The sequence below is a fragment of the Pseudomonas capeferrum genome, assembly GCF_000731675.1.
GTDB classification, from domain to species: Bacteria; Pseudomonadota; Gammaproteobacteria; order Pseudomonadales; family Pseudomonadaceae; genus Aquipseudomonas; species Aquipseudomonas capeferrum.
Genome location: NZ_JMIT01000001.1, coordinates 1717260 through 1730110 on the forward strand (window position 1 = coordinate 1717260; position 12851 = coordinate 1730110).

10 protein-coding genes are annotated in these 12851 nt (G+C 61.0%); 2 read left to right on the forward strand and 8 right to left on the reverse strand.

Annotation, left to right across the window (positions count from 1 at the left end):
- Positions 1 to 175: 175 nt before the first annotated feature.
- Positions 176 to 1426 (reverse strand): MFS transporter, encoded by a 1251-nt coding sequence (locus PC358_RS07725; RefSeq protein WP_033698644.1) that lies wholly within the window; start codon positions 1424 to 1426, stop codon positions 176 to 178.
- 103 nt (positions 1427 to 1529) lie between these two features.
- Here PC358_RS07725 and PC358_RS07730 point away from each other — a divergent pair, with 103 nt between their 5' ends.
- On the forward strand, positions 1530 to 2498 hold the full coding sequence (locus PC358_RS07730) for an AraC family transcriptional regulator (RefSeq protein WP_033698645.1): 969 nt from the start codon (positions 1530 to 1532) through the stop codon (positions 2496 to 2498).
- A 105-nt stretch (positions 2499 to 2603) separates the two neighbouring features.
- On the opposite strand, the gene PC358_RS07735 is transcribed toward PC358_RS07730, so the two are convergent.
- The 7 genes from PC358_RS07735 to PC358_RS07765 form a co-directional block, all read right to left on the reverse strand.
- The gene (locus PC358_RS07735) at positions 2604 to 3500 is read right to left on the reverse strand and encodes a LysR family transcriptional regulator (protein WP_033698646.1); all 897 of its coding nucleotides are present in this window, start codon (positions 3498 to 3500) and stop codon (positions 2604 to 2606) included.
- A 164-nt stretch (positions 3501 to 3664) separates the two neighbouring features.
- Positions 3665 to 4657: a zinc-dependent alcohol dehydrogenase family protein gene (locus tag PC358_RS07740; protein WP_033698647.1), complete on the reverse strand. Its 993-nt coding sequence runs from the start codon at positions 4655 to 4657 to the stop codon at positions 3665 to 3667.
- A 599-nt stretch (positions 4658 to 5256) separates the two neighbouring features.
- A complete protein-coding gene (locus PC358_RS07745; protein WP_033698648.1) occupies positions 5257 to 6573 on the reverse strand; it encodes an APC family permease in 1317 nt (438 codons plus the stop codon).
- A 146-nt stretch (positions 6574 to 6719) separates the two neighbouring features.
- Entirely contained in the window at positions 6720 to 8045 is a 1326-nt protein-coding gene (locus PC358_RS07750) for an alginate export family protein (RefSeq protein ID WP_033698649.1), read from the reverse strand.
- 133 nt (positions 8046 to 8178) lie between these two features.
- A complete protein-coding gene (locus PC358_RS07755; RefSeq protein ID WP_033698650.1) occupies positions 8179 to 9813 on the reverse strand; it encodes an amidohydrolase in 1635 nt (544 codons plus the stop codon).
- A 51-nt stretch (positions 9814 to 9864) separates the two neighbouring features.
- On the reverse strand, positions 9865 to 10965 hold the full coding sequence (locus PC358_RS07760) for a polyamine ABC transporter substrate-binding protein (RefSeq protein ID WP_033698652.1): 1101 nt from the start codon (positions 10963 to 10965) through the stop codon (positions 9865 to 9867).
- Positions 10966 to 11075: 110 nt separating this feature from the next.
- A complete protein-coding gene (locus PC358_RS07765; RefSeq protein WP_033698654.1) occupies positions 11076 to 11891 on the reverse strand; it encodes a carbon-nitrogen hydrolase family protein in 816 nt (271 codons plus the stop codon).
- Positions 11892 to 12020: 129 nt separating this feature from the next.
- Here PC358_RS07765 and PC358_RS07770 point away from each other — a divergent pair, with 129 nt between their 5' ends.
- Positions 12021 to 12815: a helix-turn-helix domain-containing protein gene (locus PC358_RS07770; protein WP_033698655.1), complete on the forward strand. Its 795-nt coding sequence runs from the start codon at positions 12021 to 12023 to the stop codon at positions 12813 to 12815.
- Positions 12816 to 12851 lie beyond the last annotated feature (36 nt).

Below are 12851 nucleotides of genomic sequence, written 5' to 3' on the forward strand. Positions count from 1 at the left end.
CTCCAGGCTGGGCCGCGCTACTGGCTCGAATCACCGGATAATGGCCCAGAAGACTGGGGCTTTCGCTTTGCTGTGACGCTGTTGTTCCCGCGCTGATAAATCCCGCACATGCTGCCGGTGCTGCAGCATGGGTTAAGCCGTTTGGAAGCGTATCGGCGCCGCTTGGAGAGCTAAATCACAGGTGGAGTGCCGACCCGTTCAGTACAGCGCCATCTACCGAAGGCACTCGCACACGCAGTGCAATCAGCAACGCGGCCAGCAGCATCAGCACGGCCGCCGCCACGAATACGCCTGCGCTGCCACCGAGGCTGAACATTGCCCCACCCGCGGCTGCGCCTGTGGCGATGGCCGACTGTACAGACGCTACCACCATGCCCCCGGCGCTTTCCGCCTGGTCAGGGACCGCGCTGGCGACCCAGTTCGACCACGCCACCGGCACACCCCCAAAGGCCAGGCCCCAGACCGCCAGCAGTACGGCCTGCCCTGGCACCGACGCCGGCAACAGGACCAGCGCCAGTGCCGCAACGCCCACCAGCGCGGGCATCAACACCAGGGTGGCCAACGGGTGACGAGTAAGCATCCACCCGGCCACCAATGTGCCGACAAAATTAGCCACACCAAAACCCAGCAACATCAGCGACAGCCCCTGCGGGCCAATGCCGGTCGTACCTTCGAGGAATGGCCGAATATACGTGAACATCGCGAAGTGGCCGCTGTGCACCAGCACACAACCGAACATCCCCATAGCGATGCCTGGGCGCTGCAACACTTCAAGCACCGTGCGCAGGCGTGCCGGCCGACGTGGCGCAAGGCTCGGCAGCGTGAGTGACTGAAAAGCCAGGGTCACCACCCCCACCGCGGCCGCTGCAAAGAACGCGCTGCGCCAGCCATATAGCCCGCCCAGATAACTACCCAGCGGGACCGCAACCACCGTCCCGATGGCGATGCCGCTGAAAATGATCGAGAGCGCGCGCGGCAACAAAGCCCCCGGCACCAAGCGCATCGCCACCGCCGCCGCCATGCTCCAAAACCCGCCAAGTGCGATGCCCAGCAAGATACGCATCAACAACAGCACCGCGAAACTGGAGGAAACGGCGACCAACAGATTGGACGCGATCATCAACGTGGAAAAACCCAGCAACACCCAGCGGCGATCGATACTGCGAGTCAGGCCTGGCACCAACAGGCCGGCGAACAGCGCCACCACGGCTGTCACCGTTACCGCTTGGCCAGCCAGCGCTTCGGATACCCCCAGCTCGGTCGCCATCGGCGTCAACAGGCTGGCCGGAAGGTACTCAGCGGTCAGCAAGCCAAACACGCCCATGGCCAACGAGAATACGGCCATCCACGCGGGGGTTGCAGGTTCTGCATCCGGCCCGGCGCCGGGACGGCTGTCGGGTACGGCATTGCATACAAGGTCAGTCATTGCATGGATCTCCCAATCTTCAATTGCGACCCGTAGTCTAGGCGCGAGAATCCGGATGATCTATGATCGAAAAACTCAATTTTTTGACCAAAACACCTGAGCAATGTCGACAGACCAATTTGCCCTTTCTTCCGACCTCATCAACGAACTGTTGCGCGGCATGCGCCTGCGCGGTGTCGACTACCGGCGTATCCAGGCGGGCCCGGCCTTCGGCTTGGGCTTCGCTGCCAAACCCGGGCATGCCTGGTTCCACTTCCTGGCGGTCGGCAACGCGGTGCTGCGTATGGAAGACGGGACAACGTATGCGCTGTGCGCCGGTAACGCCGTCTTCATCTCCCATGGCGCGGCCCATCAATTGCTCTCGCATACGCACGTGCCCGTGCAGGACATCGACCTTCTGGGCGGCGAGCCTCTGGGCGACACCGTCAGCGCGGTGGCCACCGGAACCGATGCCGGCCCCATGCCGACCACGCTTTTGTTCAGTGGATGCATGGAATTCGAATTGGGCAGCCTCCATGGCCTTGGCAAGCTGATGCCGGGCCTGATGCTGATTGATGCCGGCGGCCAGCGTTACCCCGGGCTGGTGCCTATTCTCACCACCATGGAGCGCGAGGTCAGCGCCGCACGCGTCGGCTTCGCCGGCATCCTCGCGCGATTGGCCGACGTGGTCGCCGCGATGGTCGTTCGTGGTTGGGTCGAGTGCGCCTGCGGCAACGCCTCCGGCCTGGTTGCCGCCCTGCGCGATCCGCGGCTGGCAGGTGCACTTCTGGCGCTGCATCAACAACCGGGTCGCGACTGGACCGTCGAGCAGTTGGCGGAGCAATGCAATACGTCCCGCTCGGTCTTTGCGGAGCGTTTTCAATTGACGATTGGCATGACCCCGCTGCGCTACGTCACCGAAGTGCGAATGCGGCTTGCCAGCCAGTGGCTGACGCTGGAAAGGGTGCCGATTGAAGAGGTCGCGCAGCGTTTGGGCTATACGTCTCAGGCGGCGTTCAGTCGGGCGTTCAAGCGTGTTACGGGTAAGACGCCTGGGTCGAGTCGCAGGTTGAGGCAGTCCGCTGCCACCTGAAACTGAGTGGAATTAGTGGGGGGGCATAATGGGCGGCGTTGGGTCGAAAAGCCGCCTTCCACGAACGGCAGCTTTCGACCCAACGCTGACGTTCGATAACCGCCCCTAATACCTTTCCTCTTGGAACAACCCACTCACCCACTCGACAAATACCCTCACATTGGGTGACAGATGACGGCGATCTGGAAACAGCACGGAAACGGTCTTCGGCTCGACTGGAACATCCGGCAGAACCTCCACTACACGCCCGCTATCGATGTATCGCTGCAACGCCGGGCGCAGCCCCTGTACCATCCCGATCCCCGCCAGTGCGCAGTAGAGCAAAGCCTCGGCATTGTCGACGACGATGCCGCTGCGCATCTTTACGCTAATCATTTTACCGTTGGCCCTGAATCGCCAAGGCATGATCTGGCGGCGCTGCTCAACCATGAAGTTGACTGCCAGGTGCGCCTGCAGATCATCCAGCGTGCCGGGTAAACCATGTTTCTTTACGTAGGCGGGAGCCGCGCAGGTCACCAAAGCGACCTCGCCGATACGTTTGGCAACCAGGCTCGAATCATCCAGATCACCGAGCCGCACGGAACAATCGATGCCTTCCGCGATAAGGTCGTTCAAGTTGTCAGAGGTTGCCAGAGATATTTCCAGGCCAGGGTAGCGCTCCATGAACTCGGGCAGTCGCGGGATTATCACCGCGTGACCGAGTACGGTCTGCATGTCGATCCTGAGCTTGCCTCGCGGCGGACGAGTCGGCGAAAACCAGTCCAGTGTGTCCGCTAGTTCAGCGAGTAATTTCAGGCTGCGTTCGTAGAACTCATCGCCAGCGGGCGTGGTGTTTACTCTGCGCGTGGTGCGGTGTAACAGCTGCACTCCCAATTCGTGCTCGAGATTTTGGATGAGCTTGGAGAGTGCCGGGCGATGTACATTGAGTGCCTCGGCCGCTTTGGTGTAGCTGCCATGCTCAACCACCGCCACGAACATTTGCATGGCTTCAATCAGGTTCATCGCCATCTTCCAGTTACCTGTGCATTGGGACAGACGTACTCTGCACTGAGGACGATAGCGAAGCTAGGCTCCCTCTCTCAGACACCAAAACAAAGTAAGCCATCACTGCTTGGAAGCAAACAGCGATGGCGTACGACGCCAGTCTCACTGCCGCAGGATGTTATTTAGTCAACCACGACGACGATCTTGCCGATCTGCGAATTCGACTCCATTCGGCGGTGTGCTGCCGCAATTTCATTGAGCGGGAAGACTTGGTCGATGACGGGCTTGAGCTGACCACCTGCCAAGCCTTTGGCAACGAATGCCTTGGCATTGGCCAGCTTTTGAATATCTGTGGTGATTTCGAACAGCTCGTAGCCGCGCACGGTCAGGTGTTTGCCAAGAATGTCGAAGACGGGAACCGGGATATCGCGATGATCGAGAGCGCCGTACTGGAAGAAAATCCCGTTGTTGGCCATGGACTTGATCAGCTTGGTTGCCTCGGGGCCACCAACCGGATCGAAAACAATACGCGCACCTTTGCCCTCGGTGATCGCTGCCACCTCGGCAATCAGATCCTCTTCCTGGGTGGCGATGACATGTTTTGCACCTGCATGCAGCAACGCCTGACGCTTGGCACTTGTGCGGGTAAGGGCCACCGGGATGGCTCCCTGCATGTTGGCGATCTGGATCGCTGCCAGGCCGACACTGCTCGACGCAGCCGGGATAAGCACGGTTTCGCCAACCTGTAGATTGCCGTACTCAATCAGGGCGCCGTATGCAGTAACAAACATCATCCAGCTGGCCGCTGCCTCCACGAAACTGAGGTTGGACGGATGCTTGACGACAGCATGCGCAGGCGCATTGACCACCTCGCCATACATGCCGTAATCAGCGAAAGAGAATGCCGGCACGACGCTAACTACGTCACCGGGAACAAGGTCGCGGACGTCACTGCCAACCGCGCGTACAATGCCGGCCGCTTCATAGCCCAGCTTCGCTGGGAACTGGGGATCAATCACGTACTGCCCAGTGCGGTACATGATTTCTGCACGATTCAAACCGATAGCTTTTACTTCGATCTGAACCTCGCCGCTTTTCGGCGTGGGTACTGCGACTTCATCGAGGATCAGAACATCAGCGTCACCGGTACGGTGAAAGTGAACAACCTTGGGCATGGCACACCTCATTAACGACAAGAGATAACGGTTCCTTCTGGAAGGCTGTGTTGATCCTACCCACCCTCTTGCCTGCGATAGAGAGCTGATCGGCTCATAAATTGGTACTCAAGAAGAACCAATCCCTAGCTGATCGGCAAACAGAAAGGCACGGATCCGCGAAGCGCAGCCATAGGTCGAAAGCGCCCGCTCATATGGATAACGGCTATCGACCCAGAGCAGACCCTGGATGCTGGGGCACTTCACAGCCCACCGCCGGCAAGCCCAGCCCCCACATGCACAGCGCAGGCGTGTAAGCGGCTTCCATGTCATGGACGGCAGGTCCTGCCACCTGCGTCATCGCTGATTCACAACGGAATCTATATGGAAGCCAAACTCCGCACCGGCGTACACGGTGGCTATTGCACGCTTGACTGGAACAGTGGATGCGACGTCAACTTGGGCACCTTCGTTCGCCAACTTCCTCACATCGTAATGGGCCACTATGTGGCAATCGCTTGGTCGGATAGCGCGCGATATACCCTTAGCGCTGCTGAGATTGGGTCTGACAACGCACAGCGACGGGCGAAACACGGCCGTCGCTATCCACCCCAAGGCGTCTACGGCCGAAGGTCGGGCGCAGGCTGGCGGAAACCGCGTGTCAGCCAGGTGAGGTAGACCACGCCAAGGGCAAGCCAGCAAAGCCCAATGACAATCGCGGTCGCACTTAGCTGGCTTACCAGGTAAAGGTTCACGCACATACCCAGCAGTGGAAACAACAGATAACTCACCAGCCCGAGACGCTCGCGCCGGCGAGCGCGGTAGTAGTAGCAGATGACGCACAGGTTCACCGCAGTGAAGCCAAGGAAGGCGCCGAAGTTGATGAAGGAGGTCGCCATTTCGAGCGTGAGGTTCAAACCCAGCAACCCGATCACTGCGGTGAGCAACAGGTTGAAAACCGGCGCCCCGGTCTTGGGGTTGAGCGTGCCGAAAAACGTTTTGGGCAGTATGTCGGCCCGGCCCATGAAGTAAAGCAGGCGGCTGGTGCTGAGTTGCACGATGAGGCCTGAGGCGAACCCGGAGATGATCAAACCGAGGTTAAGCCAGTCCGCAAAGACCTGCCCGCCTACTTCGATGGACATGAGGTAGGCCGCCGTCTGGGCATCTTCGAATACGCCACCGGGATGGACCAGCTGCATGATGTACGCGACCAGCGCAAACAGCAGGCCTGCCGTCGCCATCACCAGCACCACGGCGCGCGGGATGTTGCGCTTGGCGTCGCGCGTTTCCTCGGCCATGGTGGTGACCGCATCGAAGCCCAGATAGGAATAGGCCGCCACGGCTGCCGCTGCCGATACACCCATGAAGGTGCTGCTGGCGTTCCACAGGGGCGCGGTCAGGGACACCGGGGCCTGATGCAACAGGTGGATCAGGCACAACACCACAAACAGCAACACCAGGGCGAGGCCCAGCCCTGTCAGCAACTTGTTTGTGCGATCGGCAAGGCTGAGCCCCAGGACATTTACCAGCGTGGTCAGCCCGATATTGACCAACATCCACCCCCAGAACGGTATGCCAGGGAATTGCACATGGAGAAATACCGACTGCACCAACCAGGCGACCATGGGCATGAACAGGTAGTCCAGCAACACCAGCCAGCCCACCAGAAACCCTAACTGGCCGCCCAGCATTTGCCGGGCGTAGAAGTAGGCGGACCCGGAAACCGGAAACAGCCTGGCCATCTTGGCGTAGCTCAATGCCGACAACAGCATGGCGCCGGTGGCCAACAGGAAGGCGCTAGGCGCTGTGCCGGCGCTGCCCTGGGCAATGACACCAAAAATCACCAGCACCAGGCTAGGCGCCATGTAGGCCAGGCCGAAGAGGACCACCGAGGTCAGGCTGAGGCTGGCGGTCAATTTGACGGGATTATCGGCCATGTCAAAACTCCCTTTCAGTCATGAACGGGGGGACGGCGTAGAGGGGTGCCTTGCGGCCCACGGAAGCTGCATTGATCACGGTGGTGTTCCTGTTGGTGATGAAGCAGATGCGGCCGGTCCGGGCCGCATCCGCTTTCAGGTTTGGTTCAATAGCGGTACGAGACGAACATCTCGAATGCACTGAAATCGTCGTTGCCGTAGGTTTCGCGGGCGGCGGCAAGGGGCTTGACCCAGCTGTAGGACACGCTGGTGTAAACGCTGGCTGTGGGTGTCCATTCGACGAACAGCACGTTTTCGTCGGCGAAGCGTCGATCGCTGACGGCCCCACCGTTGAGCACTTTTTCATCCAGGTTGAACTGGTAATGAATGCCGCCCAGGTTCAGCGTGGGAGTCAGGTGCGTGCGTAGTGCCCACTGGCTTACGCGTTCGTTGCTGTTGAACAGCAGATAGTTACCGACGACGTCGCCAATCAACCAGGTACCCCAGTCGACATAGCCTTTACTAAGCGGGTCCCAGGCCTGCTGTTTGCCATCGCTCGGGTCGTCGTCGCCTGAGAAGGCGGCATAGCGATAGCTCAGCAATGGCTGCAGGGGCACGGAAGAAAAGGCATAGTCGGCCTGGGCATACCAAGCGCTGGCGTCGTAGTCGACACCGGCACCCGCGCCGCGCTGGACGGCATACTCGCCGTGCAGCGTGAGGTCGTCGACAAACGGCACCTTGCCTTGCAGCGCGCGCAGGTTGTACACCTGCATGCCGTCACGCGGGGTCAACCTGTCGGCTTCGTGCGACAGGGCGTCGACCTTCATCGCCATGGCGCCCAGGGTTACCGTACCGACCAGGTCGTAGTCGATATTCAGGCCGTTCATGCGAAAGTCACCCAGGTCATCATCCGTGCGCAAGCTGAATGCCTGGGCGCTGAGCGGGCCGTGGCTGTAGCCCAGAAGCGCAGCGTCGCGAAACGCAGTCCGTGGGCCAATCCAGTAGGCGGCATCGTCGAGCACGTCGAGGTTGCCGTCCATGACGATGAAACCGGTGCCGACCTTGTAGTCCTGGCGCCCGGCGCTGAACGACCAATCCCCTTTGCGCACGCCGCCGTAAAAGGCTTCGATGGCCAGCCCATGATCGGAGCTGCGGGTGTAGCCGCCCGCATCGCCGTCGCCAAAGGTTGCAGCCCCCACCGAAGACGCGCCGCCGAACACTTCCAGTTCGGGGCTGATCTGATAGCGCAGGGTTGCGCCGGGCTTCAGGTACATCTCCTGCCAGACAGCCCGCTCGCCGGTATTGCGGCCACTGCGCAGGTCCACGCGCCCGGCACCGAAATTGACGTTGCGGGCGCTGATGCTGGCTATGCCTGCGGCCAGCGTCGCTTCCCCTGTAACGTCGCCAGCTTCGAAGGTATACCCGGCAAAGGCGCACGGGCTGAGTAAGGCGCCAAGCGCCGAAAGCGCCCGTGCCGGGGTGATGAAGGACATGCTGAGTACTCCCGATTTTTCTTGTTGTAATGACAAACCCGGTGCCTCGCGCGCGCACTGCCCCCTGGGCCTGAAGGCCCGGCGCAAGATAGAGGGGTGCGTGGCGGGATTGGCCCCGTTGCGGGGCGGCCCGTCAGCCGAAGCCTGGGTCTCGATGGACTTCCTGGCCTTCGAGCAGGGTGAGCAGCACTTGGGTCTGGGCGATCTCGCCGGGCGCGATCTCAAACAGGTTGCGGTCAAGCACGATCAGGTCCGCGTACTTGCCGACGCTGAGGCTGCCGGTACTGTCATCCCGCCAGGCGGCGTGGGCCGCATTGAGCGTATAGCCACGCAGTGCATCTTCAATGCTGATGCGGTGATGCGGGTTGTGCACCGGGTCGTCGGGGCCGGCATCGAGTGCCTGGCGGGTGACCGCAGATTGCAGGATCTGGAAGGGGTCATAGGTGCTCACGCCCCAGTCGCTGCTCATCATGCACGTCACGCCTTTGCGTACGAACTCACCGATGGGGAAGATCCATTGGCTGCGTTGCTCGCCCAGCATGGCGTGGGCGATGGCGTCGGCTTCAGGTTGCGGCTGCGCCCACAAAGGCTGGAAGTTGGCCAGGATGCCCAGGGTGGTGAAGCGGGGAATGTCGACCGGGGCCACCACCTGCAGGTGGGCGAGTTGGTGGCGCGAATCCCATTGGCCATTCTGTTGGCGGGCGTGGTCAATGCCATCCACCGCAGCACGCACCGCACCGTCGCCGATGGTGTGTACGTGCAACTGGAACCTCTCCCGGTCGAAGGCTGCGAAGTACTCGTTGATCTGCGCCTGGGTGAACATCAACTCGGCGTTGCCACCGGTGTCGTTTCGCGGCTCCAGAAACACTGCCGTACCGCTTTCCAGCACGCCGTCGAGGAAGAACTTGGCCGAGTGCATGCTTACTCGGTCGCCCTGGTAGGTGTTGCGCAGGTCCTGGAGTTCGCGAAGCTGCTCGTCCAGTGGCTTGTGCGCGAAGACCTTGGAGGTGGCACGAACGCGCAGGGTCAGGTCACCGCGCTCATAGGACGCCTGGTAGTTTTTCATGTAGTTGCGGTTGACCATGGCATCCAGCACGCCCGTGATGCCCCGGCGGTTGAATGCCTTGCTGAAGTGCTGCATGGCCTCGAGGTATTCCTCGTCAGTGTACCCGGGGGCGATACGATTCATTGCCCAGATCGCATCCTCCAACAGCCACCCCTTGGGCGTACCGTCGGCGTTGCGCACATAACTGCCGTTCTGCGGCTCAGGGCTTCCTGCGCGCACACCGGCCACCTCGAACGCGGCGCTGTTGGCCCAGCCATTGTGGTAGTCATTGGCAAGCATGAGTGCCGGGCGCCCGCCCGTCACACTGTCGAGCAGCTCTTTGGTGAGCACGTCCGGGCTGAACAGGCTGGAGGAAAAGCCGACGCCCCGAATCCACGCCTTGTCGGGGTGGCGTTCGGCGAACGCGCGGATACAACTCAGCAGTTCATCAAGAGTACTCGCGGCGTATAGCGAGGCATTGTGATAGAGGTCGGCGCTGCTGAGCTGAAAGTGCACGTGGGTGTCTTGCAGGCCAGGCAACATCAGCCGCCCTTGTGCGTTGATGCGGCGCGTATCGGCGCCTGCCATGCGTTCGATATCGCCGTTATCGCCCACGGCGACGATACGCCCCTGGTGCACGGCGATGGCCTGGGCCCTGGGCAGGTTAGGGTCCATGGTGTGGATGTCAGCGTGGGTAATGATCAAGTCTGCAGAGAGAGTCATGCGTACTCCGGTCAAGCGGATTTTTGTTATGCGAAGGGTCAGGTGCGACCATCAAGTACCGCTCTTTACCTTGCTCCAGAGCCGGGTGCGCACGCGCTCCAGTTTGAGCGGCAACGTTTCGAGCGGGTACAGCGTGGCCATGACGTCCTTCGGCAGGTATACCGCCGGGTTGTCGCGCAACTGCGGATTGATGAAGGCCGTGGCGTCCTTGTTGCCATTGGGGTAGCCGAGGTAGTCGGAGCTTTTGGCGATCACTTGCGGGCGCAGCATGTAGTTGATGAAGTCATAACCTTGCTGCGGGTGCGGTGCATCCTTGAGCAACACCATGTTTTCGAACCAGACCGGCGCGCCCTCCTTCGGAATGCTGTAGGCCAGCTTGACGCCGTTGTTGGCGTGGTCTGCCGTGACCTTGGCGTTGTACACCGAGCCGCCCCAGCCAACCACGGCACAGATGTCGCCATTGGCCAGGTCGGTGGTGAATTTCGAGGAATCGAAATAGCGGATGTACGGGCGGACTTTGAGCAGCAACGCTTCAGCCTTGCGGTAGTCTTCAGGCTCCTTGCTGTTCGGTGGCAGCCCCAGGTAACTCAGCGCAATAGGCACGATCTCCACGGGCGCATCCAGCATCGCCACGCCGCATTTGCTGAGCTTCGCGATGTTCTCTTCTTTGAATATCAGGTCCCAGGAGTCCACCGGCGCGTTCGTACCCAGCAGTTGCCGGACCTTGACCTGGTCATAGCCAATGCCCGTCGTGCCCCACATGTAGGGAACGGCGTAGCGGTTGCCCGGGTCGTTGCCTTGCTGTTTTTCCAGGATTTCCGGGGCCAGGTGCGTCCAGTTGCCCAGGCGTTCACGGTCTAGCGCCTGTATCACTCCAGCCTTGACCAGGCTGGGCAAGAGGTCGTCGGGTACCATCACCACGTCATAACCCGTGCGCCCGGCCATCAACTTGCTTTGCATCACTTCGGCATTGTCGAAGGCGTCCCAGATCAGCGAAATACCCGTATCTGCCTGGAATTCCTTGGGGGTTTCCGGTGCCAGAAAGTCGGACCAGTTATACAGGTGCACGCGGGCGGGCTCCGCGCGGGCAACGTTCAAGGTGGTGCCGAGCAGTGCGATGAGACCGAACCTGAGTAAAGGGTGAAGCGTCATGGAAGGCTCCTGGCGGAGTGCCGGCTGGCGACCGTGCAGTCCGCTGACTGTCGCTTGATTATTGTTATCGTTGGCGTGAGCCCGGTGGTGCTGGGCACGTCAAGCCTTGCTCAGGGAATCAGCAGTTCGCGTCGGCCATCGGCATGTTCGATGCGCTCACCGGGCAGCTGGAAGCGCTGGTCTGCCTGGTAGTGGTAGAGCGCACGGGCATCGGCCAGTTGAGTCATGTCCAACTCGATGACATGCCGGCACTCCTGGCGCCCGCTTTCCAGCAACACCTGCCCGAACGGGTCGACCACCGCACTGCCACCGGCGAACACGGTATTGTCCTCCCCCTCCCCGACCCGGTTTACGACCACGGCAAACACCTGGTTTTCCTGCGCACGGGCGGTGACCGAGGTGCGGTGCACGTGGCCATAGGGTTCCATGTTGCCATCGGTGACCAGGATCAGCTCGGCGCCCAGGGCCGCCACAGCCCGGGCGGTTTCCGGGAACTCGGTGTCGTAGCAGATCAGCAGGCCGATGCGCACGCCCCGCCACGCCACGGTGCCATAGCGGTCGCCGGGCAACACCAGCCCGGGTTCGGAAACCCAGAGGTGGGTCTTGCGGTAACCGAGCTGCACCCCTTCGGGGGTGATGAATAGTGTCGTGTTGTAGTACTGCCCACCGTCGTTCTCGATCAGCCCCACTACCACCGCCACCTGGCGCTCATGCGCGGCCTGCTGGATGGCCAGGATACTGGGGCTGTCGAGGGTCAAGGCTTGTTCGGCAATGTTCTGCTGGTTCAGAAAGCCGGTGACCTGTGCTTCGGGAAAAACGATGATATCGACGCCTGGCGCGCAGTGGGCGATGGCGTCCAGGGTACGTCGCAGATTGTAGGCGGTGTCGCCATCGCGCCCCGCCAGTTGTACCAGTTCGAGCTTCATATTCGGACCTTGTTATCGGGCTGATTCCCGGTCAGGAAATAAGTGACTTTTGCAAAAGGTCGATGCAATTATGCGTTTTTTCAGCCTGTTTCCAATCACGTCGAGTGGTTAACCCCAGGGGGTAGATGCATGACACCAACGCTCCAGGACATGGCCTGGCATCGCGCTGCCGGCCACGTGATCGAACACCTGGACAAGGCTGATTTCTGGCGAACCTTGAGCCGCTTGATAGGCGAATACGTACCGATCGATAACTGGGCGGTGCTGTTGTTCAGCGAGGGTTGCCCGTTTGTATTCGCTGAAAGCCCGTATGAGGGAGAAGGCCCCGACCCGCTGTTTCATGACTACATCAAGGGCATGTACCTACTCGACCCTTTCTACATCGCCAACCGCGAGCAACCGGCCACCGGGCTGTTCCGCCTGGCGGACGTGGCGCCGGAGCGCTTCAGGGACACCGAATACCACCAGCGCTACTTCAACCATTATGTGAAACAGGACGAACTGCACTACAACGTGCGGCTCGATGAGGTGCGCAGCCTGTGCCTGTCCCTGGGCAGCCGGCACCTGTTCACGCCGGAGCAGGTTTCGCTGCTGGAGATGATTCGCCCGTGGGTCGTGGGCCTGATGCGCCAACGCATGTTTTTCGAGGCGGCGATGCCTGAAAGCGCGCCACGCCAGGCACCTCGCTGGCAAGCCAACCTAGAAGAGGCCATGGTGCGCCTCGGCACGCCGCTGACCGCCAGGGAGCTGGATGTGATCCGCCTGATCCTCAGCGGCTGCTCGAACAAGGAAGTGGCCAGCAAGCTGGGGATCTCGGCCGAAACCGTCAAGGTGCACCGCCGGCATGTCTACGCGAAGTTGAATGTAAAATCGCCGCAAGAACTGTTTGCGCTGTTCCACAAGGCACAGGTTGAAAACGCTTGAACGGGAGCTGGCACGCCACAGGTGCACGGCCCCTGA